Annotated in this window: 24 protein-coding genes; 19 read left to right on the forward strand and 5 right to left on the reverse strand. The window is 65.2% G+C overall.

Features of this window, described 5'->3' with window-relative positions; all coding sequences use genetic code 11:
- Positions 1 to 13 precede the first annotated feature (13 nt).
- The 10 genes from BMZ17_RS09085 to BMZ17_RS09135 all read left to right on the forward strand — a co-directional run bounded on the left by BMZ17_RS09085 (position 14) and on the right by BMZ17_RS09135 (position 10,401).
- On the forward strand, positions 14 to 2,167 hold the full coding sequence (locus BMZ17_RS09085; RefSeq protein ID WP_093138281.1) for an adenosylcobalamin-dependent ribonucleoside-diphosphate reductase: 2,154 nt from the start codon (positions 14 to 16) through the stop codon (positions 2,165 to 2,167).
- Between the two features lie 168 nt (positions 2,168 to 2,335).
- Positions 2,336 to 2,926, forward strand: coding sequence for a hypothetical protein (locus BMZ17_RS21140; RefSeq protein WP_175485537.1), 591 nt, complete (start codon positions 2,336 to 2,338; stop codon positions 2,924 to 2,926).
- Between the two features lie 108 nt (positions 2,927 to 3,034).
- Positions 3,035 to 3,886: a TSCPD domain-containing protein gene (locus tag BMZ17_RS09095; protein WP_093138282.1), complete on the forward strand. Its 852-nt coding sequence runs from the start codon at positions 3,035 to 3,037 to the stop codon at positions 3,884 to 3,886.
- A 16-nt stretch (positions 3,887 to 3,902) separates the two neighbouring features.
- Positions 3,903 to 5,303: a hypothetical protein gene (locus tag BMZ17_RS20930; protein ID WP_139202859.1), complete on the forward strand. Its 1,401-nt coding sequence runs from the start codon at positions 3,903 to 3,905 to the stop codon at positions 5,301 to 5,303.
- A 396-nt stretch (positions 5,304 to 5,699) separates the two neighbouring features.
- Positions 5,700 to 6,134: a hypothetical protein gene (locus BMZ17_RS09110; protein ID WP_139202861.1), complete on the forward strand. Its 435-nt coding sequence runs from the start codon at positions 5,700 to 5,702 to the stop codon at positions 6,132 to 6,134.
- Between the two features lie 32 nt (positions 6,135 to 6,166).
- The gene (locus BMZ17_RS09115; protein ID WP_093138285.1) at positions 6,167 to 6,637 is read left to right on the forward strand and encodes a hypothetical protein; all 471 of its coding nucleotides are present in this window, start codon (positions 6,167 to 6,169) and stop codon (positions 6,635 to 6,637) included.
- A gap of 45 nt (positions 6,638 to 6,682) precedes the next feature.
- Positions 6,683 to 7,006, forward strand: coding sequence for a hypothetical protein (locus tag BMZ17_RS09120; protein ID WP_093138286.1), 324 nt, complete (start codon positions 6,683 to 6,685; stop codon positions 7,004 to 7,006).
- A 153-nt stretch (positions 7,007 to 7,159) separates the two neighbouring features.
- A complete protein-coding gene (locus BMZ17_RS09125; protein ID WP_093138287.1) occupies positions 7,160 to 8,758 on the forward strand; it encodes an EAL domain-containing protein in 1,599 nt (532 codons plus the stop codon).
- Between the two features lie 76 nt (positions 8,759 to 8,834).
- Entirely contained in the window at positions 8,835 to 9,920 is a 1,086-nt protein-coding gene (locus BMZ17_RS09130) for a M28 family peptidase (protein WP_093138288.1), read from the forward strand.
- 79 nt (positions 9,921 to 9,999) lie between these two features.
- The gene (locus BMZ17_RS09135) at positions 10,000 to 10,401 is read left to right on the forward strand and encodes a hypothetical protein (RefSeq protein WP_139202863.1); all 402 of its coding nucleotides are present in this window, start codon (positions 10,000 to 10,002) and stop codon (positions 10,399 to 10,401) included.
- A 4-nt stretch (positions 10,402 to 10,405) separates the two neighbouring features.
- Here the strand turns inward: BMZ17_RS09135 and BMZ17_RS09140 are convergent, their stop codons facing one another.
- Entirely contained in the window at positions 10,406 to 13,045 is a 2,640-nt protein-coding gene (locus BMZ17_RS09140) for a family 78 glycoside hydrolase catalytic domain (RefSeq protein ID WP_175485538.1), read from the reverse strand.
- A gap of 299 nt (positions 13,046 to 13,344) precedes the next feature.
- Between BMZ17_RS09140 and BMZ17_RS09145 the strand changes: the two genes are divergently transcribed.
- The 4 genes from BMZ17_RS09145 to BMZ17_RS09160 all read left to right on the forward strand — a co-directional run bounded on the left by BMZ17_RS09145 (position 13,345) and on the right by BMZ17_RS09160 (position 15,728).
- Entirely contained in the window at positions 13,345 to 13,818 is a 474-nt protein-coding gene (locus BMZ17_RS09145; protein WP_093138291.1) for a hypothetical protein, read from the forward strand.
- A gap of 222 nt (positions 13,819 to 14,040) precedes the next feature.
- A complete protein-coding gene (locus BMZ17_RS09150) occupies positions 14,041 to 14,616 on the forward strand; it encodes a hypothetical protein (protein ID WP_139202865.1) in 576 nt (191 codons plus the stop codon).
- Between the two features lie 105 nt (positions 14,617 to 14,721).
- Positions 14,722 to 15,129, forward strand: coding sequence for a DUF4259 domain-containing protein (locus BMZ17_RS09155; RefSeq protein WP_093138293.1), 408 nt, complete (start codon positions 14,722 to 14,724; stop codon positions 15,127 to 15,129).
- Between the two features lie 71 nt (positions 15,130 to 15,200).
- On the forward strand, positions 15,201 to 15,728 hold the full coding sequence (locus tag BMZ17_RS09160) for a GNAT family N-acetyltransferase (protein ID WP_093138294.1): 528 nt from the start codon (positions 15,201 to 15,203) through the stop codon (positions 15,726 to 15,728).
- Positions 15,729 to 15,787: 59 nt separating this feature from the next.
- Here BMZ17_RS09160 and BMZ17_RS09165 read toward each other — a convergent pair whose 3' ends face one another.
- Positions 15,788 to 16,654 carry an aldo/keto reductase family oxidoreductase gene (locus BMZ17_RS09165; RefSeq protein WP_093138295.1) on the reverse strand — a complete coding sequence of 289 codons (867 nt, stop codon included), beginning with the start codon at positions 16,652 to 16,654 and terminating at the stop codon, positions 15,788 to 15,790.
- A gap of 337 nt (positions 16,655 to 16,991) precedes the next feature.
- Between BMZ17_RS09165 and BMZ17_RS09170 the strand changes: the two genes are divergently transcribed.
- Positions 16,992 to 17,897: an SDR family oxidoreductase gene (locus BMZ17_RS09170; protein ID WP_093138296.1), complete on the forward strand. Its 906-nt coding sequence runs from the start codon at positions 16,992 to 16,994 to the stop codon at positions 17,895 to 17,897.
- Positions 17,898 to 17,951: 54 nt separating this feature from the next.
- Here BMZ17_RS09170 and BMZ17_RS09175 read toward each other — a convergent pair whose 3' ends face one another.
- A complete protein-coding gene (locus tag BMZ17_RS09175) occupies positions 17,952 to 19,088 on the reverse strand; it encodes a hypothetical protein (protein WP_093138297.1) in 1,137 nt (378 codons plus the stop codon).
- A 206-nt stretch (positions 19,089 to 19,294) separates the two neighbouring features.
- Here BMZ17_RS09175 and BMZ17_RS09180 point away from each other — a divergent pair, with 206 nt between their 5' ends.
- Complete coding sequence (locus BMZ17_RS09180; protein ID WP_093138298.1) at positions 19,295 to 19,567, forward strand: hypothetical protein; 273 nt, start codon at positions 19,295 to 19,297, stop codon at positions 19,565 to 19,567.
- Positions 19,568 to 19,580: 13 nt separating this feature from the next.
- Here BMZ17_RS09180 and BMZ17_RS09185 read toward each other — a convergent pair whose 3' ends face one another.
- Positions 19,581 to 19,832 carry a hypothetical protein gene (locus tag BMZ17_RS09185; protein ID WP_093138299.1) on the reverse strand — a complete coding sequence of 84 codons (252 nt, stop codon included), beginning with the start codon at positions 19,830 to 19,832 and terminating at the stop codon, positions 19,581 to 19,583.
- A gap of 376 nt (positions 19,833 to 20,208) precedes the next feature.
- Positions 20,209 to 21,120, reverse strand: a complete 912-nt coding sequence (locus tag BMZ17_RS09190) for an AraC family transcriptional regulator (RefSeq protein ID WP_093138300.1) — start codon at positions 21,118 to 21,120, stop codon at positions 20,209 to 20,211.
- Between the two features lie 101 nt (positions 21,121 to 21,221).
- Between BMZ17_RS09190 and BMZ17_RS09195 the strand changes: the two genes are divergently transcribed.
- The 3 genes from BMZ17_RS09195 (at position 21,222) to BMZ17_RS09205 (ending at position 23,929) form a co-directional block, all read left to right on the forward strand.
- The gene (locus tag BMZ17_RS09195; RefSeq protein ID WP_093138301.1) at positions 21,222 to 21,977 is read left to right on the forward strand and encodes an SDR family oxidoreductase; all 756 of its coding nucleotides are present in this window, start codon (positions 21,222 to 21,224) and stop codon (positions 21,975 to 21,977) included.
- Between the two features lie 216 nt (positions 21,978 to 22,193).
- Entirely contained in the window at positions 22,194 to 22,616 is a 423-nt protein-coding gene (locus BMZ17_RS09200; protein ID WP_093138302.1) for a YqaA family protein, read from the forward strand.
- 308 nt (positions 22,617 to 22,924) lie between these two features.
- Positions 22,925 to 23,929, forward strand: coding sequence for an amidohydrolase family protein (locus tag BMZ17_RS09205; RefSeq protein WP_175485539.1), 1,005 nt, complete (start codon positions 22,925 to 22,927; stop codon positions 23,927 to 23,929).
- The last annotated feature ends 36 nt before the right edge of the window (positions 23,930 to 23,965 follow it).

The following is a 23,965-nucleotide window of genomic DNA, read 5'->3' on the forward strand; positions in this document are numbered from 1 at the left end:
AGAGCTCCAACCCATGAGCACGGTGCGCCTTGAGGCGGTCAAAACAGAACAAGCGGCCCGCATCATTCCGATGCAGCCCGCATCCCAGGACATCTGGGACAAGAAGTACCGCCTGAAGAGCAAGGCCGGCGAGGCCATCGATGCCGACATCGACGGCACCTACCAGCGCGTGGCCCGCGCCCTGGCCGATGCCGAGCCCACGGCCGAAAAGCGCACCTACTGGTACGAGCGCTTCGTCTGGGCGCTGCGCCGCGGCGCGATCCCGGCCGGCCGCATCACCTCCAACGCCGGCGCGCTGGAACACAAGCCGGCCACCAGCACGATCAACTGCACCGTGTCGGGCACCATCACCGACTCGATGGACGGCATCCTGGAAAAGGTCCACGAAGCCGGCCTCACGCTGAAAGCCGGCTGCGGCATCGGCTACGAGTTCAGCACCCTGCGGCCCAAGGGCGCGTTCGTCGCCGGCGCCGGTGCATACACCTCCGGCCCGATGTCCTTCATGGATATCTTCGACAAGATGTGTTTCACCGTCTCCAGCGCCGGCGGCCGCCGCGGCGCGCAGATGGGCACCTTCGATGTCTCGCACCCCGATGCCAAGGATTTCATCCGCGCCAAGCGCGAGGATGGCCGCCTGCGCCAGTTCAACCTGTCGCTGTTGATCACCGATGGCTTCATGCAGGCGGTGGACAACGACACCGACTGGCCGCTGGTGTTCCCGCTGAGCAAGAAGGAAGAAGGCGACTTCGACCTGGCCGACACCAGCAAGATCCTGTGGCGCGAATGGCCCACCTCTGATGCCTACATCAGCCGCGACGACGGCCTGGTGGCCTGCAAGGTCTACGGGCAGATCCGCGCCCGCCACCTGTGGGACATGATCATGGTGTCCACCTACGACTACGCCGAGCCGGGCTTCATCCTGATCGACCGCGTCAACGAAATGAACAACAACTGGTGGTGCGAAAACATCCGCGCCACCAACCCCTGCGGCGAGCAGCCGCTGCCGCCCTACGGCGCCTGCCTGCTGGGCTCGGTCAACCTGACCACCTTCGTGCGCGATGCCTTTACCGACCAGGCGCGGTTCGACTGGGAGGAATACAAGGAAGTCGTGCGCGTGTTCACCCGCATGCTCGACAACGTGGTCGAAGTGAACGGCCTGCCGCTGGAGCAGCAGCGCAACGAGATCCTGCGCAAGCGCCGCCACGGCATGGGCTTCCTCGGCCTGGGCAGCACCCTGACCATGCTGCGCATGAAGTACGGCAGCGCCGAGTCCTGCGAATTCACCGAAGCCATCGCCCGCGACATGGCCGTGGCCGGCTGGGAAACCGGCCTGGCCCTGGCCAAGGAAAAGGGCGCCGCCCCGATCATGGAAGAGCGCTTCGAGGTCACTGCCGCGATGCTGCGCCAGCGCCCGGAGATGGAAAAGGACGGCTGGCGCGTCGGCCAGCAGATCGAAGGCAAGGTCCTGCACGCCAAGTACAGCCGCTACATGCAGCGCATCGCCACCGTCGCGCCCGAGCTGGTGGACGAGCTAGCCGATGTCGGCGCGCGCTTCACCCACCACAGCTCCATCGCCCCGACGGGCACCATCTCGCTGAGCCTGGCCAACAACGCCTCCAACGGCATCGAGCCGTCCTTCGCGCACCACTACAGCCGCAACATCATCCGCGAAGGCAAGAAGTCCAAGGAGAAGGTGGACGTGTTCTCCTTCGAGCTGCTGGCCTACCGCGAGCTGATCAACGCCAAGGCCATGCCGTTCTCGGAAGAAGCCGAGGCCAAGCTGCCCGACTACTTCATCGCCGCCGACGACATCCACCCGAAGGAACACGTCGACGTGCAGGCCGCCGCGCAGAAGTGGGTGGACAGCTCCATCTCCAAGACCGCGAACGTGCCCACGGATTACCCGTACGAGCAGTTCAAGGACATCTACCGCTACGCCCACCAGCAGGGCCTGAAGGGCTGCACCACCTTCCGCTTCAACCCGGCTGCCTTCCAGGGCGTGCTGGTCAAGGAAGCGGACCTGGAGAACACCACCTACCGCTTCGAGCTGGAGGATGGCTCCTTCGTCGAAGTGAAGGGCAACGAGCAGATCGAATACGACGGCGAGATGCACACCGCCGCCAATCTGTTCGACGCGCTCAAAGAGGGTTACTACGGCAAGTTCTGAGCCGTGCCCCGGCAGGCCGGCATGGCCTGCCGTGTCGCCCGGCGCCACACGCCGGGTTGGCACAACCCAAACGCCGCTTCAACGCGTCGTGCAATACCACCCAAGGCTTCACCCCCGCTGCACTAGCATCAACGTCGTCATCAACTTCAACGCCCTAATGGAGGGCACATGAGCACAGGAACGGATATCACGGCGACGCTGTCCGATGCAGCGGACAGCGTGAAAGAGAAAACCAGCGAGATCGCCACCGTCGTGGCCGAGACCGCCAGCGTCACCGTCGACAAAGTGGCCAAGCGCGCGGCCAAGGCCAAGAAGACCATCGGCAGCAAGATCGCCGAGGCCAAGAAAGCCCTGACCAAGCGCACCACCAAGGTGACCAAGGCCGTCAAGAAGACCGTGGATACCACCAAGAAGAAGCTCGCCACTGCCAGCACCAACGGCAAGACCGAAGCCGCCGCGCTCAAGTCCGCCGGCGTGGGCAAGAAGGTCGCCGCCAAGAAGGCTGCGAAGAAAGCCGTCAAGAAGGCCCCGGCCAAGAAGCTTATTGCCAAGCCGGCAGTGAAGAAGGCCGCCGCCAAGAAGGCTGTAGCGAAGAAGGCTGCAGTCAAGAAAGCGCCCGCCAAGAAAGCCGTGACCAAGGCTCCCGCCAAGAAGGCCGTCGCCAAGAAAGCCCCGGCCAAGAAAGTCGCAGTGAAGAAGGTCGCCAAGAAGGCGCCCGCCAAAAAAGTCGCAAAGAAAGCCGTCAAGAAGTCGAAGTAAGCCGCACCGCCCTTCCCCGTGACGGGGAAGGGCCGCCGGCCTGGACGCGCCCGCGCGCCGCCGGCCCACCATTCCCTCGCCTCACCCCAGCATCCAGGACACCAGGCCATGGCCGTCAAGATCGACAAGAAAATCAAGGGCTACAGCGTCCTCACCCCGGAAGACAAGGCGCGTGACGCCGCCCCGCCGGTGCCCGCAGAGTCCATCAGTCGCGCCACGGCCGAGGCCGAACTCCCCGTTGCCGAAGTCATCCAGATGCACGAGCGCATCGAGCGCCCGGACGTGCTGATCGGCAGCACCTACAAGATCAAGTCGCCGATGGTGGAGCACGCCTTCTACGTGACCATCAACGACATCGTGCTCAACGCCGGCACCGAGCACGAGCATCGCCGCCCGTTCGAGATCTTCGTCAACTCCAAGTCCATGGAGCACTTCCAGTGGATCGTGGCGCTGACCCGCATCATGTCCGCCGTGTTCCGCAAGGGCGGCGATGTGACCTTCGTGGTCGATGAGATGAAGGCCGTGTTCGACCCGCGCGGCGGCTACTTCAAGGCCGGCGGCGTCTACATGCCCTCGCTGGTGGCCGAACTCGGCGCCATTGTCGAGGAGCACATGAAGTCCATCGGCCTGCTGCACGACCCGGAGATGAGCGAGCACCAGCGCGCCCTCCTGGCCGAAAAGCGCAAGCAGTACGAAGACCGCTCAAAAAAAAACACTGACGTAACCGCTTCTGCTCCCTCCCTTACGCGCAGCGAAGGGGAGGGCCGGGGTGGGGTCGCTTCTGCGCCAACCATCATCCCCAACAGCACCGCCGACCACGAAGAGGACATCGCCGTCACCGGCGAGGGCGCCTCGTTCCCGCCCAGCGCCACCATGTGCCACAAGTGCAACACCAAGGCCCAGGTGATCATGGATGGGTGTGCGACGTGCTTGAACTGCGGGTATTCGAAGTGCGGTTGAGGTAGGACGCCTAGAGATGGCTCGCAGAATTTTCTCAGTAGGCTTGGAGATTCCAGGTGGCGAGGCGAAAAGTATAGATTTCTTGTCTTCGCAGTCTCTTCTGGATGCGGATATCGTTCTGTTTTCCCCCGAAGTTCCCTATCACCACGAGCCAGAACGATACCAAGGAAAGCCCTGCCTTTCAGACGACTCCTCATTCCGTGCAAAAAACGCCATTGCTCATTGGCGTCGGGAGCTTGATGCGGCATTAAAGGCGGGGAAATTAGTTGTAGTTTTTCTGCAAGCGCCGGAGATAGTGTACGCAGCCACAGGCCAGGTTGATTATTCCGGAACTGGGCGTAACGCGCGCAAGACTAGGATAGTAGGCGAGTTGAATTCCTACGAAGCTCTGCCGGTCACCTGGAGAGTGCGAGCAGCTTCTGGGGCGGAGATGCGTCTTGCGCAAGGAGCGAACTTCTTCTCAGGATTTTGGTCGCAATTTTCTAAGGACATGGAGTACCAGCTCTATCTCGACGGTGTGCCTGCAGATTCCCTGCTAATGACGCGTGCTGGTGAGAGAGTTGTAGGTGCCTTCCTCAGAGTTGGGTCGGGGGCATTGGTTGCTATCCCGCCAGTGTCTTTCGATGATGAGGAATTTACGCGTGTTGAGGGGGAGGGCTACCAGCAGGAAGTATTCTGGACGGAGAGGGCAGTTAGTTTCGGAAGGAAATTCATTAATGCACTGTGCGTGGTCGATGATGAGCTTTCATCAGAGGTAAAATTGACGCCGCCACCAGATTGGGTTCAATCAGGTGCGTATGAAATGCCTGCGGAGCTGGCTCTTAGAGAAGAGATACTTTCGTTGAATGCTGAAATTGAGGCGCTCGATAGGCGAAAGAACGCTCTTGAAGAATCTCTTATTCAGGAGGGCGAGTTGAAGGCTTTGCTTTACGAGCAAGGGAAAAAGCTCGAGAAGGCAGTTCTTATTGCTCTCGGTCATTTCGGGTTCGAGGCGGAGAATCACTCTGATGGAGACTCGGAGTTTGATGCAGTTTTTTTAAGTGATGAAGGGCGGTTCTTGGGTGAAGTTGAAGGGCGCGACAACAAGGCGATAAATATCGAAAAATTCAGTCAGCTCGAAAGAAATCTAAGCGAAGATTTCCAGCGAGATGAAGTCGATGAGTATGCTAAAGGTGTTCTTTTTGGGAATCCTTACAGGATTAGCCCCCCGCTTGATAGGTCTGCGCCGTTTACGGCGAAATGTGTCAGCGCTGCAAAGCGACTGGGCGTGGCCTTGGTAAATACTCCAGACATGTTTGAATCTGCGCGTTACTTGAGCGCAGTCAACGATCCTGGGTATGCGTTGCTTTGTCGCAAAGCGATCCGTGATGCAAATGGCGAGCTTGTGGTTTTTCCCGTTGTCCCAGGTGCTCAATAGGCTGTCGCGCAAACAGCAAAGTTAGGGGGCACTTCCAAGGTGCCGGGGTCGATTTCAACTTCTAGCTCTGGAAGCAGAAGCAAGGGCTATCGCGCGATGCGTGCGAGCTACTTTTGTCTTGGAAAAAGTAGCCAAAACCGCCAGCGCCTGACACTCGCCGATGCTGCGCATCGGTGCCCTGCGCTCCTCGCCTGATCGGGCACGGCGCCCAAACTCGCTTCGCTCAAACAGGGCGCCTTTTCGGCCCGATCAGCCTGCGGTGCTCGGCTCGCTTTGAAGACGCTGAAGATCGAAAGCTGAGCAACAGCAACAGCAGGCCCGGCATTGATCTGGTTATTAGGTGCCGGGCACACTAGGCCGGCCACAGGGGTGTGGCGCTTACAGGGGGATAACTGGATGAAACGATTCGTGTTTGCTGTGTTGGCCGCGGCATTGATGGTGCTGTCTGGCTGCGCGACGCATAGCCGCGTGGTGGTCAATCCGGGTCATCACATTGTGGTCAAGTCCGCTTACGTCGTGCTGCATGGCGGAAGCTCCGAAGACATGGATGCCCATGTGCAGCAGGAATTGATGGCGCACGGCATCCAGGTGAAGGCGGGGCCTGAGACGCGCGATCCTGGAACCGATGTGGTGGTGCGCTACACGGACAATTGGCGCTGGGATATGGCCATGTATCTGCGCTCGCTGGACATCCAGGTTTACAACGGTGCTTCGGGAACGCTGGTCGCGAGCGGGTCGTGGAAGAATTCCGCTTTGCACGGTTACCACTCCGGCGCCAACGTCACGAAAAAAGTGATGGACGAGGTATTCGCCAAATTGGACGCAGGCTGAGCGGCAAGTTGCAAGCGACAGTGGCTAAGTCAATGCAAAGCGCATTTCCTGAAGATGTCCAGCATGAAACGGCTGCGGCCTACTTCTGGGCGGGCGTCGTCACGGGTGTCTTGCATTTCGAAGACGCCAGAGCTTGGGCGTTCTCGGTCATCGAGGCGTTGGATGCACCGCCAATCGAAGTGATCGAAGTGGCGACGGCCAGAGATCGGGTGGCGTGCATCGATGCGTTGCAAGCGGCCGCACATGGCGGTGATCTCCTCTGTGCTGGCCCTTGGCTCTTCGCTGACCTCTTGAATCAGCTGGAAGCCGGGGCGCGTCCGGTGCCCGAAACGATTTATGCAGCGATGCGCGTGGCGAGCACGACAGGGCTTCCAGACGATTGCTACTACGCGTTCGATGCGCTGGACGATGAGCTGCAAATGGCGATCAACAATGTCTGCTTTACGGTGGATCAGGCTCGGCACGATTTGATCAAGACGCTAGTGCAGTACGCTAATCAGTAAGGCCCGCCCTCTCGACGCTTGTCTCAATTTCTGGTGGACCAAAGCATGGACTTCTGGATTGCCATTCCGATTATTGCGTTCATCGTGTTGGCGGTCATTTGGGGTTTCCGCATCGCCAGGTTTGGCGGCACGTCCGGTGCGCTGTTCAAGTCACGGATCACGCGGACGGCGGGCTCGCTCAACGTGGTGAATACGCCGCTGGAGCTTCGCGTCAAAGTGCACGTGCTGGGCAGGGCGGAGCCTGGCTGGGTGGGTGTGGAGTTCGAGCGGTTCAACGGCGATGCGTTGCAAGTCAGCCCGATGACCTTGAGCAAGACCGAAGCACTCGCGTTGGCGGATCTGCTGAAAGACGCCGCGACCAGCAAGTAGAGCCGAGAGCAATGCGCTGCTTGGCTGTTCCTGGCCGGGATTCCATACGCGCGCGCGTCACGCAGGCGGCACCACGGCGTAATGTGACTCCGGTCGCGGTCAGCCTCTACGCCGCTGCTATAACTCCGTCGGGGCCAAGGGAACAGGGATGCCATGCCGCTGCGACGCAGAAAAATTCTATGGGTGGGGGTCGGGCTGGCCTGCGTGGCGGCGATGGCGCCGATCGCGGGGGCGTTCTGGTTTGCCCAGCAGCGCGCGCAGCGCAATGAAAATCGCCACCTGGCCGAGTACGCGCAGTGGGTGCTGCTGCGGGCCGGCGACACGCTGGACAGTGGGGCGCAGGTGCTGCGCCAGTTGGACAAGGAAGGCTGGGACCGCTGTTCGCCCGCGCACGTGGCGCGGATGCGCGAGCTCACCGTGTCCAACACGGCCGTGGACGAGGTCGGCTACTTCCAGAAAGGGCGCCTGGCTTGCACCTCGTGGGGCAAGGTGGACGTGGACGTGGAGCAGAAGCCGGCGCCGTACGCGCTCGGCGACGGGCTTGGCCTGGATGTGACCCTGGCGCCGCGGCTCAATCCGTCCGGGCCGATGGTGGTGCTGTCGTACGGGCCGTACAACGCGCTGATTCCGCCGGCGCGGCTGGTGGACGTGCTGTCCGATACGCGCATGGCGTTCGGCATCGCGATGCCCGATGGCCGGCTGATCGCCCAGTCCGACCATCTCGATCCGGCGCTGCTGGACACGCTGCTGCGCCAGGACATGGCCGGCGTGGTCGGTGAGCAGACCTATGCCTCGCAGCACGGGCCGTTCTTCCGGGCGGTGGCGGTCGGCCGCACCGAAGACCTGCAGGAGCGACGCACGCAGGAGCTGTTCCGCTGGATGCCGATCGGCGTGCTGGTGTCGCTGTTGCTGGCGGGCCTGATCGTGCTGGCCACGCGCTGGCAGCTTTCGCCCGCTCGCGAGCTGTCCGCCGCGATCCGCGGCAAGAAGCTGGCGGTGTTCTACCAGCCCATCATCTCGCTGGAGTCCGGGCGCTGCACCGGCGCGGAGGCGCTGCTGCGCTGGCCCAAGAGCCGGCCGGACCTGGCTTCGCCCGATGTCTTCATCGCGCTGGCCGAGCAGGCCGGCTTGATGGAACGGCTCACGCAATTGGTCGTCGACCGGGTCGCGGCCGACCTGCCGCGCATCCTGGCCTTGGATGGCGCAATGCACGTGGCCATCAACGTCAGCGCCGACGACCTGCGCAGCGGCAGCGTGGTCACCCAGCTGGCCCGCGCGACCAAGCGGCACGACCTCAAGCCGGCGAACTTCTGGATCGAGGCGACCGAGCGCGGCTTCATCGATGTGCGCGCCGCCACCGCCACATTGGCCCAGCTGCGCGCGCAGGGCTACAAGATCGCCATTGATGATTTCGGCACGGGCTATTCCAGCCTGTCGCTGCTGCAGTCGCTGCCGCTGGATTGTTTGAAGATCGACAAATCCTTCGTCGATGCGATCGGCCTGCAGACCGCGACCAGCGTGGTGACGCCGCACATCATCGAGATCGCGCGCAGCCTGGAGCTGGAGATCGTGGCCGAGGGCGTGGAGACCGAGCTGCAGGCCGAGTTCCTGAGCCTGGCCGGCGTTGCCTATGCGCAGGGCTGGCGCTACGCCAAGGCGCTGCCGCTGGAGGAGTTCATCGCCTTCGTCCAGCAGCACGCCGCGCGCCTGCGCAGCGAGGGCGATGCGGTGATCGAGCTGGAATACGACTAGCGCGGCCGATGGGGACGCCTGCGTTGTCGCGTCCGGGCGGGCTAGACTTCCGCCCTCACCAACCAGGGGATACAGGATGATCACTTACAGGACGTTGCGCGTCGCATTGCTGTCGGCCGCGCTTGTCGTCGGCACCGCGCAGGCCAAGGAGCCGTCGCTGCCGCCGGAGCAGGCGAGCCTGCTGTCGAGCATTTCGGCCGATGCGATGCGCGGGCATCTGTCCTTCCTGGCGTCCGATGCGCTGGAAGGCCGTGGCACGCCGTCGCGCGGGCTGGATATCGCGGCCGAATACATCGCCTCGCAGTTCCGCGCGGCCGGCCTGGAGCCGTTGGGCGACGATGGCTATTTCCAGACGGCCGACTGGCGCAAGATCGCGCCGGAGAAGGAACGGGCCAAGTTCGCCGACGCGCCCGAGCCGCTGACGGTGCGCAACGTGGTGGGCGTGCTGCGCGGATCGGACCCGGCCCTGAGCAAGACCTACATCCTGGTGACGGCGCATTACGACCACCTGGGCATCCGCAAGGACAAGGGCGACGACCCGATCTTCAACGGTGCCAACGACGACGGCAGCGGCACGGTCTCGGTGATCGAACTGGCACGCGCCTTCGCCGCGCAGAAGGAGCGGCCCAAGCGCAGCATCGTGTTCATGACGGTGTTCGGCGAGGAACACGGCCTGGTGGGTTCGCGCTATTACGGCGCCCATCCGCTGGTGCCGGTGGCCGACACCGTGGCCAACATCAACCTGGAGCAGATCGGCCGTACCGACGACAGCGAGGGCCCGCAGGTGCGCGCCGCGGCGATCACCGGCGCCGACTACTCCGAGGTGGCCGACGTGCTGCGCAAGGCTGGCGAGCTGACCGGCATCCGCATGACCAAGCACCCGGTCAACAGCGACCGCTATTTCGCCTTCAGCGACAACCAGGCCCTGGCCGACCTGGGCGTGCCCGCGCACACCATCAGCGTGGCCTACGACTATCCGGACTATCACGGCGCCGCCGACACCTGGGACAAGATCGACTACCCCAACATGGCCGCCGTTGACCGCACCGTCGCCCTCGCCATCTGGACCATCGCCAACAACCCCACCGCCCCGCGCTGGAACGACAAGAATCCGAAGGCGGCGAAGTACGTGGAGGCTGCGAAGAAGTTGCGCGGGGAGTAAGCGTGCAAAGCCTTTCTAGGCGCACCACCACGTCTGGGCCAGACGTGGTGGCCTTACTCTCATTCGGAATCGCAGCACCATGAAAATGATCCTTGTGATCTTCTTTCTGTCGATACAGAGCAGTTACTCGGAGGACATCGAGCTTCCGGCGACAAAAGAGGCGTTCGATACGGTGCAGTTCTATGCGGGCAATGGCATGAATTGGCGCATCAAGACCTACGCCAAGGACCAGGACGTCCACATCTGGTCAATCGGCGACAACGTGGATGACCTGGTGGCGCTGGCCAAGGCCAATACGGAGAAGCACTACGGCGACGTGCTCTCGGAGGCATACGTCATCGAAACCGATGACGGTCTGGACGGTTTGCGGCGTGCATTGGAACAGCGTGGCTTGGCCGCCAATCTGGAGCTTCCGCCCTCTGGAGCGGTGTTCTGGGCGCCGCCGGGTTCAACGTACCGGTCCAAGTCGACGCCGCGCTGAGGCTTTAACGATGCGTGCCGGCGAACCGGTACCGCCCCGACGCCAATACGAAACAAACGTCCTCCCCGCACGCGTGCACATCGCGGACCCCTTCCACGCGACGCAGCGGCTGGCCTGATTCTTCCAGCGGCGCATCGGGACTGACCGGCAGGCGGACATCGGCTTCCGCGCCGACGGGGATGTCGATGGCGATGCGGAACTGGGTGGGCGTGCGGGTCCAGTCGACGGACGCCTTGCCGTAGGGCGTCAGCGTGTCGGCGGCGGCGTGGTCGAGCTGGCGCGTCAACGCCGGCTGGATGCCGATGCGCTGCCAGCCGGGCGCGAGCGGGCGCAGGCCGGCGACATCGTCGTAGAGCCAATCGTCGATGGTGCCGAGGAAGTAGTGCCCGCGCGAGCGCGAGGCGAGTTTCCAGTGTTCCCACAGGCTGGTGGCGCCGTTGGCGTGCCAGAACCCCCAGCCGGGGAACGTGGTCTGCGTGGCAACCTTCATCGCCAGGTCGGGATGGCCGGTGTCGGTCAGCGTCGGCAACAGCAGCTTGGTGCCCAGCGCGCCGGTGTCGAGGTGATCGTCATGCGCGTGCACGGCGTCGACCAAGGCATCGGCCACGCGCGTGCGCTGCTCGTCCGACACAAGGCCGAAATCGAGTGCCAGCAGCTGGTGTGTCTGGCGCACGCCGTCGTCTCCTTCGCCGCGATAGCGCCCGGTCGCGGCATCGAAAAAGCGCGCGTTAAACGCCGTTCGCACGGCCGCGGCGCGCGTGGCGAAGTGCCGTGCCATCGCCGCATCGTCCAGCGCGGTGCCGACATCGGCCATCGCGATGGCCATGCGATAGAGATAGGCGGTGGCGGCGATGCGCTTGTCTTCCGGCGCGTTCTCGCCATCGGGCGCGGTGCTGGGGCTGACCCAGTCGCCCAGGTCGGTCTCGGCGATGCCGTCGGGCGAGCGCTGGTCTTCCAGGTCGACATAGCGCGCCATGCCGGGCGCGTGATCGGCCAGCACCTGGTGATCGCCGCGCTGCCAGTACAGAGACCACGGCACCAGCACATAGGCGGCATGCCACGGCGGCGCGCGGCCGGTGCCCCAGCCGGGGTTGGGGGCAATCAGCAACGGCGCGCCCTGCGGGGTGCGCGTGTCGGCGATGTCCTGCACCCACTTGGCCAGCAGCGGGGCGGCGGCGAGATTGCGCAGCATCATGTCCGCGCCGAGCATGCCGTCGCCGGTCCAGCCGTTCTTCTCGTACATCGGCGTGTCGGTGGGCAGGCCGTAGAGGTTGTTGAGCAGCGTGTCGACCGTCGCGGTGTGGATCCAGTCGAGCAGCGTGTTGCTGCTGGAGAAATGCCCGATCACCTTGGCATCGGTATGCACCACCTGTGCGGTCACCGCCTCAAGCGATGGCGGCGTGTCGCCGGGCCAGCCATCAAGTTGCACGTAGCGGAAGCCCTTCCACGAAAAGCGCGGATGCCAGGTTTCCTCACCCGTGCCGGCCAGCGTCACGCGATCGGTCTGGAAGCCCTGCTTGAAGTAGTGATGGTCATCGCGCGCATCGACGCTGCCATTAGGCAGCAGCTTCTCGCCGTAGGTCATCGTCACGGTGTCGCCAGGCTTGCCGTGCACCTTCAGCGTGGCCCAGCCGGCGATCACGCGAGGAAAGGCGAACACGTAGACGCCGGGCCTGGGCTGGCTGACCGCCGTGGCCGCCAGGGTCTGCGCCACGCGGATCGGCGGTTCCACCTGCGCCTGCAGCACGCCCTTGGGCGCTGGCAGCAGCGCGGCGTGCGCCCAGCGGCGATCGTCGAACTCAGGCCGGTCGAAGCCGGGTTGCGCGGCGCGCGCATCGTAGGTTTCACCGCCGTAGACATCGTCCAGCAGGGTCGGGCCAACGTGCGCCTTCCAGTCCGGGCCGGTGCCGACGGTCTGGCAGCGGCCGTCGTCGTAGCAGAGCCGCAGCAGGGCGCGCACACGCGGCTCGCCATGCCAGGGGGCCTTTTCCCAATGCCAGACATTCGGGTTGGTCAGGCCGTAAAAGCCGCGCCCCAGCACGATGCCGATGGCGTTACGGCCCGGCACCAGGCGATCGGTCACGTCATGCGCCTGGTAGAGCACGCGCTTGTCGTAATCGGTGAAGTCGGGCGAGAGCACCGCATCACTGGCAGGCTGGCCGTTGATCGACACGTCGGCATAGCCGCCGGCCGCGACATAGAGCCGCGCCGTGCGCAGGCCCGGCGCTACGGTGAAGCCTGTGCGCAGCAGTGGTGCGGCAGTGGTGCCGTTGGCCGGCTTGCTGATCCATGCGCTGGCCGACCAGTCCTCGCCTGTCATCGGGCCACGCTCGAACCACGATTGCGCGCTGACGCGGCCCTGCGTGGTGGTCGCGACGACTTTCCAGTAGTAGCGGGTGAACGGCTGCAATGCTGGCCCTTCATAGGCCACGCCGAAGGAAGCATGTGACGTCACGTCGCCGCTGTCCCACACATCGGGCTGATCCTGATCCAGCGCCTGGCGACTGCGCGCCACCTCGATCCGATAGGCCACCGGGGCGGTGCCGCGCGGCGCGTCCTGCACCACCCAGGCGAACCTCGGGTGTTCGGTCGCCAGGGCCAGCGGACGGTCCGTGCTTTCGACGGACAGGCTGGCGAGGTGCATGCCGGCATTCGTCTGGGTCGATGCTTGCGCCAGCGCAAGAGACGCGGCTGTGAGCAGAACCAGGCAGGCGCCCGTGCGCCACCGCGTCGATCTCATCCGTTGGCTTTCCATGTGCAGGGCCGCTTGCGATCGTAGTGCCTGCCTCGGGCAAGGCAACACCACCCGGTCACGGGTCGATCAACTGGCCGGCAGATTCCCTGGCGCAGGGAACCGGTTGCCTGGACGCGCCGGGTGACGCCTGATCCTTTGCGCCGGTTACGCTATGCGCCTCGTTTGCCGGCAATCGCAAGGTCCCGCCCATGTCACTCCATCCTGATTTCCCCGTCGTCGAAGGTCTGCACCCGCTCACGCCCGAGTGGGCGATCACGCTGGATGCGCCCTACAACCGCCGCATCGAAGACGGCGATCTGGTGCTGTGGAACCCGCGCATCACCATCTGGATGACGATCTGGCACAACGACGAGCACGCCAGCATCGCCGAGCGCCTGGAAGACCTGAAGCAGCACATGTCGCCCGACGCGGAAGGCGTCGAGCAGGCCCAGGACGGCGAGACCCTGTTCTACGCCTACCGCCTGGCCGAGGAAACGGACGAGGATGCCGACGAAGACGCCGATGAAGACGACCAGCGCATGCCCGGCTACTACGGCTATGCCTTCGCCGAGACCAGCCATGTGCAGATGGCCGTCTACTTCGACGACGAAGCCGACGTGGAGATTGCCCGCGCCCTGCATCGCAGCCTGGCGTATACCGCGCCTGGGGCGGCCGAAGGCTGAGCCAAGCGCCCGTCTTGAATGGCGAAGGACGCGCAAGGTGTCCTTCGCTTTGTGTTGAGTTGGATCTAAGGCATCGATGACATGGAGCGTCAGGAAATGGAGCCGCTTTCCTTCGCGTTGCTCGACGCGCGGATCAAACAGTTGCCCGAGTGCCCGCTGGAAGTCCTCAAGCATCCGGCCTGGATCGTGCGCCTCAGTGTGGTCGGCGCCGCAGGCGCCATCGTGGGCATCCTGCCGTCGCTGCTGATCAAGGTCATGGCGCCGGAGCTTTGGATGCTGTGGATGGCGCGGGTGGGCGTGGTCGTGACATACGCAGCGTGGGCGCCGGCCATTTTGCGCGGTGGCTTTGTTCTCATTCGCGACATCGTCCACCACCGCACGACGTGGATCGCGCAGCTCGATCACGACCGGCCGCTGTTCGCCGAGCTGAAACAGTGGCTGGCAACCTACCCGCGCGAGGCGCTGCAGGATCACCTGCAGTTCGCCCAGCATGCGCAGGTGCGCCTGTCGGCCAAGCTCGGGCTGCTTGCGGGTGGGGCGGAAAAGCTCGGCCTGCTGCCGGCTTTCATCGCCGCATTAATCGCATTGCGCAGCTGGCATGACCTGTGGGCGTTGCCGTCCTGGCTCACGGGGCTGGGCCTGTTTCTCGTGGTGACCTGGGTGATCGGCCTGGTCGCGGTCAACATGCGTTTGCGCATCCAGCTCTACGAAATGCTGCTGGCCGATGCGCTCAAGCTGCAGGACGCGACATCGGTGGCAGGCCTGACACACAACGTGCGCGATCTGCGTGCATCGTGAGGCGGCGGGAAGCGGCGTACCGTCGGCGCATCCCGCATGACTGAACGCGGTCACATCGGCTGATGCATCAGCGTGTGACGCCACGATATCGAGAAGGAGCAACGCATGGGCGCCTGGGGACATGGATCATTCGAGAACGACGACGCAGCGGATTTCATCGCCGATGTGGTCGATGGCAATGATCTGAACGTGGTCGGCGAGGCGTTGGCGGCCGTGCTCGCCGCGGGCGACGCGCTGGAGGCGCCCGAAGCCTGCTACGGCCTGGCCGCTGCCGAAGTGGTGGCCGCGGCCATCGGCCGTCCCACCGCGGCCGCGCAGGCCGACGAGGAACTGACCGAATGGCTGGCGCGCACCAGGCCGGCCGCTAGCGATGACCTGGTCCAGCTCGCGTTGGCCGCGCTGGCGCGTATCGTCGGCGAAGGTTCCGAGCTGAAGGAACTCTGGGACGAGGTCGACGAAACTGCCGCCTGGGAAGCAACCGTCACCGAGATCAAGACCAGGCTGAAAGGCTGAGCGCGCGTTGACGCAACGCGGGCGCCTTGGTGCAAGCTGCGTTCGTGTCCGCGCGAAAAGGGAAAAGTGCGATGTCGAGTGAAGTGACGATCCGGCCCGCGATCGCAAGCGATGCCGCAGCACTTGCTTTGGTCGGGCAAGCAACGTTCCTGGAAACTTTCGCCGGCGTGCTGGGCGGCGCGGACATCGTGGCGCATTGCGCGAAAGCCCACGCGCCGAGTCTCTACACGCAGTGGCTCGCCACGCCGCGCCATGCGCTGTGGCTGGCCGAACTTGCACCGGGCGCGGCGCCGGTGGGGTATCTGGTCGTGGCGCCCGCGCAGTTGCCGCTAGCTGATCTGGATGCCAGCGATCTCGAGTTCAAGCGCATCTATCTGCTGGACAAGCTGCGCGGCCAGGGCGTGGGCAAGCGGCTGATGCGTACCGCGATCGACCATGCGCGCACGGCCGGCGCGCGGCGCCTGTTGCTGGGTGTCTACGCCAACAACTCAGATGCGATCGCCTTCTACACGCGCTTGGGCTTCGACCAGGTAGGCACGCGCCAGTTCAATGTCGGCGGCCGGGACTACGACGACCGCATCCTGGGCTTGGTGCTGTGAGCGGTGGTGGGTCACAAGGCCAGCGTGTTGCTTGCGCCGGCCCCGTGATAGCGCAACGGCTAACCGGCGATGGCATCCAGCTTGCCGACCGCTTCGGATGGCAGCGTGAGCGTGGCGGCCTTGAGGTTTTCGCGCAGATGCGCCACTGAGGACGTGCCCGGGATCAGCAGCAGGTTGGGCGAGCGCTGCAGCAGCCAGGCCAGCGCGACTTGCATGGGCGTGGCATCGAGCTGCCGGGCGACGTCGGAGAGCGCATCGGATTGCAGCGGGCTGAAGCCGCCCAGCGGGAAGAACGGCACGTAGGCGATGCCATCAGCGGCGAGCGTGTCGATCAACGCGTCGTCGTGGCGGTTCGCCAGGTTGTACATGTTCTGCACGCAGACGATCTCGACCTGCGTCCGCGCCTGCGCGACCTGCGTGGGCGTGACGTTGCTCAAGCCGATGTGGCGCACCAGGCCTTGCTTCTGCAGCTCGGCCAGGGTGTCGACCTGCTCGGCGATGCTGCCTTCGCTGGGGCCATGCACCGAGAACATGATCCGCAGGTTGACCACGTCCAGCACGTCGCGGCCCAGGTTGCGCAGGTTGTCGTGCACGGCGCTGGTCAGTTCGGCCGGCGAGTAGGCGGGCTGCCAGGAGGCATCGCTGCCGCGCTTGGCGCCGATCTTGGTGACCAGGGTCAAACTGTCGGCATAGGGATGCAGTGCTTCGCGGATCAGCTGGTTGGTGACGTGCGGGCCGTAGAAATCGCTGGTGTCGATGTGATCGATCCCCAGTGCGGCCGTTTCGCGCAGGACCGCCAGCGCGGCATCGCGATCCTTGGGTGGGCCGAAGACACCCGGTCCGGCCAGCTGCATCGCGCCGTAGCCGAGGCGCTTCACGGTGCGGCTGCCGAGGGTGAACGTGCCGGCGTGATCGATGGATGTCATGGGCGTGTCTCCGTCAGGGCGAGGTCGCGTCACAGGATAGGGAGGCGCAAAGGGGATTTGAATTCGCATTCCCGCGAGCGCTTCAGGCTTGGAGAAACACAGGGAAAAGAGCACGTTTTGATGGCGTTACGTGCAAATTCTCGGCGCTTGCCTGCGGGGACTTTCAGGTTTCACGGGTAAGGGGCGCAGGTCTGAGCGATGGAGCACCGACCGCCTTGCATTGCCAGCGTTCGAGACGGGCCGCCAGCCTGTTAGTCGCGATACCGGGATAACGTCACGGCTGGTACGGCGTGGCGGGCGGGCCGATGCTGCGGGCCGACTTCAATGGAGATGTCCCATGCGTGTGTTTCTTACTGGTGCGACCGGCTTCATCGGCTCGCGCGTTGTTCCCGAACTGCTGAAGGCCGGTCACGACGTGCTGGGCCTGACCCGTTCCGATGCGGGCGCGCAGGCGTTGCAGGCCGCCGGTGCCGACGTGCATCGCGGCACGCTGGAAGACCTGGACAGCCTGCGCGCCGGCGCGGCGCAGGCCGATGCGGTGCTGCACACCGCGTTCGACCATGACTTCGCCAACTTCGTCGCCAACTGCGAGAAGGACCGCCGCGTCATCACCGCGCTGGGCGAAACGCTCAAGGGCTCGGATCGCCCATTGATCATCACCTCCGGCGTGGGCATGGGCGCGTTGCAGCCCGGCCAGGTCGCCACGGAAGAGGTGTTCGACACACAGTCGCATCATCCGCGCGCGGCGTCGGAACAGGCGGGCGAAGCGCTGCTGCAGCAGGGCGTCAACGTCTCGGTCGTGCGCCTGCCGCAGGTGCATGACACGCAGAAGCAGGGCCTGATCACGCCGTATATCGCGCAGTGCCTGGCCCAGGGCCAGGTGGCGTATGTGGGCGAGGGCGGCAATCGCTGGTCGGCCGCGCACGTCGGCGATGTTGCGCGCCTGTATGCGTTGGCGCTGGCCCATGCACAACCCGGCCTGCGCCACAACGCGGTCGCCGAGGAAGGCGTGTCGATGCGCGCGATGGCCGAGGTGATCGGCGCCGGCCTGGGCTTGCCGGTGGTGTCGGTGCGTGGCGAGGCAATCGCCGCGCATTTCGGCTGGATGGCGATGTTCGCCGATGCGGACATGATTGCCTCCAGCGCGATCACGTGTGCGCGGCTGGGCTGGACGCCGACCGGGCCGACGATCCTGGAAGACCTCAGGGCGATGGACTACACGCAGGTCGCGGCGCACGGTTGAGTCGATATGCGGCGGCGGCCCACAAGTGCCGCCGCCGCGTAGCGCGTGTCGGGCTCAGTCGCCGCTGCGTGGCGTATAGCGGCTGCTTTTCGCCTGCTCCGGCGAGAGCCCGAGCTGCTGGACCGCGTCGTAGTTGAAGCGCTCGGTCATCACCTTCCAGATCGCGGTTTGCGATGGGCCCGAGGGCGTGTCCGGTCCGATCTTGCTCAGCCTGACGGCCGGAAAACTCACGCTCATCCACATCGGCGTGTTGCTGCGCGTGCCGGCGTAGATCTCGGGCGCGATGGTGTAGATCGGCCAGCGCACACCCTTGAAGCCAGCGCCGAACGGATCGTAGTCGGCATCGCCGGTGCCATCGAAGGCGTAGGGGCCGAATTGCTCGGTGTTCAACGCCGCCGGCTGGTCCAGGCTGTCTCGATACTTGTTGCGCGTGCGCTCGATGACCTGCAGCTGGCGGGCGAGCGCGTCGTCGGGGTTGTCGCCTTTGGCGTTGGCGCGGCGGCAGCCGGCTTCGGCCACGTCCAACGCTTGCCGGCGGGTGATCGGCGTCAGCGGGATGTGGTCGATGCCCAGCAGCACGTGGATGGATTGCCCGGCCAGATACGTCAGCCGGCCATCGGTCACGCGCCGGGCCTGGGCCAGCGGTTCGGCATAGACGGCCGCGGCTTCGGGATCGGTGGGTTCGCCGCTGAGGCTGGCGGGGAAGGTCACGTACAGCGCGGTCGGCGTATCGAACCAGCCGGTGCCGATCAGCCCGGGAATCACGTTGGCGCCGACGCGGATGTCGTACGAGGCGGCCGGCTGCGCGGGTTTGAGCCTGGCGATATTGCGGCTGGCGTCGGCGTAGGCGGGGTTCCAGAAGCGCAGGTTGGTCGACCAGCTGGTCGGCATATAGAACTTGGGGTTGGCTTTTTCCGGATACACCTCGAACCACGGCTCGGCCACGGCGCCGACCGGTGCGGGGTAGCTCTGCCGGATCCACGCAGCGTAGTCGGCCATCATCGCTTGCCGCGCGGCGTTGTAACTGGGATTGCCGGCGGCCCGCGCCGGCGTGGCGGCATTGCCCTTCGGCGGCAGCTGCGCCGCCCAGCCGATGACCTGGGTGCGCAGTTCGCGCATGCCGGGATTGGCTTCTTGTGCGCCAGCGGCGTGGCTGGCCAGGAACAACATCAACAGCAGCCGGCGTTTCATCGGTGCGTGGGCCGGTGGTGGCGTTGCCGATGGATCACGCAAAACGACAGCACCAAGGGACACGGCGGCGTGGCGCCGCGCGCAACATGAATGCCCGGCCATCCGGCGTGCGACGCGCTGTGGCGTAATCGCGCCTTTTATGTGCCGCTCCGTTAGCCTGTGGCACGGCGCAACGACCGCCGTCCCCACGCGCAGGCTTTTTTCGAATGTTTCCGCCGGATGCCATCAAGACCTGGGATATGGAGGTCGAGTACCGCCATTGGTGCCAGGTGGCCGAGCTCAAGGGCTGCCCGGCCGAACAGTTCGCCTTCCGCTGGGAACAGATGCGCAAAATCTATGCGATGGCCACCGATACGCGGCTGCCGATGGAGCAGGCGTGCGAGGCGTTTCTGGTGCAGGCCCGCGCGGAGCTGGGCGAGGATGTGGCGCGGCTGGTGTTCGGCTGGACCTGGGCGCGGATCCTGTCGCGCGCCGAGTGAACGCGTCGAAGCGCTAGTGCAGCTTGCGCAGCGGCTTCATGTCCACGTTGTAGGACCAGTCCGCTTCGACGCCTTCCTCCAGCGGTGGTTGCTTCAGCAACAGATCCGGGTCCAGCGGCAGGCGCTTGCGCGGGATGCCGATCTCCTCGTTCTCCCATTCCAGCACCAGCCAGGGCTGGCCGTAGGAAACGATAGCCTGGCCGACGTACAACATGGTCCGTTGGCCGTCGCGATGGACATAGATCGCCACCCGATAAATCCGCATCACGTGCTGCTTCGATCCTGCTGTGCTGTCATGCCGGCCCGTGCAGGCCATGCGGGAATGCGACGGCCTGGAGCAGCGACGGACGCACGTTGAAGGATTGTGCGCTGGGGTGCAAGGCGCGCTGCAGCCACGCAACGCAAGGAAAACGCGCTAAAGTCCGACCCGGTCCCGGCTGAGTCCGGACCCAGGGAGGGGAAGATGGATCTGGCGCGGGTGCGGCCCGCGAAGACCATGGCGGCGAGGGAAGCGCAGCGAACGCGCTCGTACAGACCTCGCGCGGCCTCGCCGCTACCTCCTTGTTTAAGCCTGCTTTGGGCGCGTGTGTCGTCCGCGCCTGCAGCCTGCAAGGCCGTTTCTGTGGTGTTCTGCGATGGCGTCATGCCTCGACGGTTTCCTGCTCGCGCGCATAGCGCATCGGCGGCCGGCCCACGTGCCGGGCAAAGGCCACGCTGAAGGTGCTGGCCGAGCTGTAACCCACGCGCTCGGCCACCTGCGCCACACTGCCTTCGCGCCGGCGCAGCAGGTCCTTGGCCAGCGCCATGCGCCAGGCCAGCAGGTATTCCATCGGCGGCACGCCCACGGTGCGGTTGAAGCGCTCGAAGAACGCCGAGCGCGATAGCGCCGCTTCGCCGGCCAGTTGCGCCACGGTCCACGGCTGGGTGGGATGGGCGTGCATCGCGCGGATCGCCTGGGCCAGGCGTTCGTCGGCCAGGCCGTTGAGCAGGCCGGAAGATGCCTCGGTGCCGGTGGTCGCACGCAGTGCTTCGATCAGCAGGACTTCCAGCAGGCGCGACAGGATGACCTCGCGCGCGGGCCGCGCCGCGCGCGATTCCTCGCGCACCAGCTGCACCAGCGTGGCCAGGCGTGGCTGCCCGCGCACGTGCAGCAGCCGCGGTAGCAGCGAGACCAGCAGCGCGGCATCGGGCGAATCGAATGCGCAATAGCCCAGCAGCGACTGCACCGACAGCGGCTGTTGCGGATCGCCAACGCGCACATGCCCGTCGCGCACGATGAAGGTCGCCGGATCGGTGTCTTCCATCGGCACCGGGTCCACACTGGACATGCTGAAGTGATTGGCCGCCGGGATCAGGATGAAGTCGCCGGCCTCCAGCGCCAGCGGACTGCCGCCTTCCACCGAGAGCGCACACGCGCCTTCCAGCACCACGCAATAGAACGGCCGGCCGACCTCGGTGCGGGTGACGCGCCACGCGCCGCTGGCGCTGACCAGCTTGGACAGCGACGCGCGTGGCTGCAGCAGGGTGACGACGTCGGTCAGCGGATCGGTCAAGGCCGGACTCACGCGAAAGAATCTTGGACTTGTGAGTGTAGTGAGTCCTGGTGACGGTGCCTATCGTGGACGTGTCGTTTTTTCCACCAAGGAGTCAATCCATGAACACCGTCCTGATTACCGGCTGCTCGTCCGGCTTCGGCCTGGAGACCGCCCGGCACTTCCTGGCGCAGGGCTGGCAGGTCATCGCGACCATGCGCACGCCCAAAGCCGATCTGCTGCCGCCTTCCGACCGGCTGCGCGTGCTGGCGCTGGACGTGACCGACGCCGACAGCATCGCGCGCTGCCTGGCCGACGCCGGGCCGATCGACGTGCTGGTCAACAATGCCGGCATCGGCGTGCTCACGCCGCTGGAAGCCACCTCGATGGACATCGCGCACGAGGTGTTCGCCACCAACACGCTGGGCACCATTGCCATGACCCAGGCGGTGCTGCCGCAGTTCCGCGCGCGCAAGGCCGGCGTGGTGGTCAATGTGACCTCGACCGTCACGCTGCGCCCGCTGCCGTTGGTCTCGGTCTACACCGCGAGCAAGGCCGCGGTGAATGCCTTTACCGAATCGCTGGCCGTGGAACTGGCGCCGTTCAACGTGCGCGCCACGTTGGTGTTGCCCGGCGCTTCGCTGACCACCAAGTTCGCCGAGAACGCTGGTCCGCGCATGCAGGGCAGCGTGCCCGACGACTACGCGCCGATCGTGCAGGCGGCGCTCGCCGGCATGCGCGAACCCGGCCGCCCGATGACCCAGGCCGAAGACGTGGCCATCGCCGTGTATCGCGCAGCAACCGATCCGGCCACGCCGATGCGCCTGCCGGCCGGCGCCGATGCGGTGATCTGGGCAAAGGAAGCCGGCTTGCCGTAAGTCGGCCTTTCAGATGCGAACTACGCAGCGTCCATCGGGCGCCGCGTCGGGGTGAAGCAGCTGCGACAATCGGAGAAGTCTCGAACGAGCCGCGCTGCCGCATGTCCTTCTTCCCTGTTGCGCCATTGCCTGTTGGATCGTGCGTATGCACCGGCCTTGCGCGCGCCTGCGCCGTGCTGGCGAATGTTGTGATTGACGACTGACGCGTTCGAATCCATGGACTACCTGGGCCTGTTCTTCGCCGCGCTGATTGCGGCCACCTTGCTGCCGCTGCAGTCCGAAGCGGTGCTGGTCGGCATGTTGCTCTCCGGTCGACCGGCGCTCTGGCTGCTGCTGGTGGCCAGTACGGGCAACGTGCTGGGCTCGCTGATCAACTGGTGGCTCGGTCGCGGCATCGAGCGCTTCCGCGAGCGGCGCTGGTTTCCGGTCGGGCCCAAGGCGATGGCGCGCGCGCAGCGCTGGTATGCGCGTCATGGCCGCTGGACGCTGCTGCTGAGCTGGCTGCCGATCGTTGGCGATCCGCTCACCTTGGTCGCAGGCGTGATGCGCGAGCGGTTGCCGGTGTTCCTGCTGCTGGTCACCCTGGCCAAAGTCGGGCGCTATGCGGTGCTGATCTGGCTGACGCTGCGCTTGCGCTGATCACGACTGCAAGGCGTGTGCGATCGCGCGCGCTACGTTGGCCCGCAGCCGCTAGCGCGTGACTTCGTCCAGGCGCGTGTCGGTCGGGAATGCGGCCACCTTCCCATTGGGCGCGGTGACCATGCCGATTTCGTTCCACGGACCGGTGCGCCTGTCCACGCACCCGCCAGCAACGCGCCGTTGTGCAGCTTGCGCAGCAATAAGCGGCGCAGTGTCCGTTCCCCGTTCAGGCCTGCGTTCAGATGAAAGCTCGCTGCGACGCAACCGTTGCTTGCAGACCGATGCCTGCCGCTTTTGGGGAAACGTGCATGACCACTCGTCTGCTGATGTGCGCGATGCTGTGCCTGCAGGGTCGATTCCTGATGCCTGGCGTGCTGTGCCTGCTGGTTGCCAGCATCGCCTGGGCCGCCGTGGCCGAACCGGAGCGGCGCCCGCCGATCATCGACATGCACTTGCATGCTTCGGTGCCGGCGTCCCCGGCCAAGCACGACACATGCGCAGGTGCGATGGGCGCGCAGACGCAGGACGCTTGCCTGCCGGTGAGCTGGTCGCCCAAGGCCGAAGCCGCGATGCGCCAGCGCACGCTGGCCCAGCTGCAGCATTACAACGTGGTCGGCGTTCTGCATGCCGAACAGGCCGATGCCATACCTGCGTGGCGACAGGCCGCGCCGGGCCGGATCATCCCCAGCACGTTGCCGCTGGATCCGCTGCAGATCGACCGGCAGACCGTGGCGCGGGTCAAAGCGATGAAGGCCGCCGGCACGCTGGCCGTGCTGGGCGAAGTGGGCCTGCAGCATCACGGCATCGGCCTGGACGATCCGCGCATGGAAGCCTTCTGGGCGCTGGCCGATGAGGTTGATCTTCCGGTCGGGATTCGCGTCACCGGCCCCGCGCCGGACGCGCGGCACCACAGCGCGGTGCGCGGCGGCCCGCAGACGCTTGCCCATGTATTGGCGCGCCATCCGCACCTGCGCGTGTATCTGATGCATGCCGGCGAGCCGACCCTGGACGAACTCCTGGCGGTGCTGGATGCGCATCCGCAGGTGTATGTCGATGTCGGCCAGCTGGCCTACACGCAATCCAGGCCGGCGTTCTATCGCGACCTGCAGGCGATGGTGGAAGCGGGCTTCGGCAACCGCGTGATGTTCGGTTCGGGCAGTCGCGTGTGGCCAGAATCGATCGGCCGTGCGATCGAGACGGTCAACCGCGCACCGTTCCTGGATGCCGGGCAGAAGCGCGACATCTTCTACAACAACGCCGCGCGCTTCCTGCGGCTCAGCGAACAGCAACGCGCGCAGCACCAGACGATCTGATCCGCGTCCTGCAAAACGCGAAGGGACGCATTGCGC

The organism is Pseudoxanthomonas sp. GM95, assembly GCF_900109775.1.
In the GTDB taxonomy this organism is placed as follows: Bacteria; Pseudomonadota; Gammaproteobacteria; order Xanthomonadales; family Xanthomonadaceae; genus Pseudoxanthomonas_A.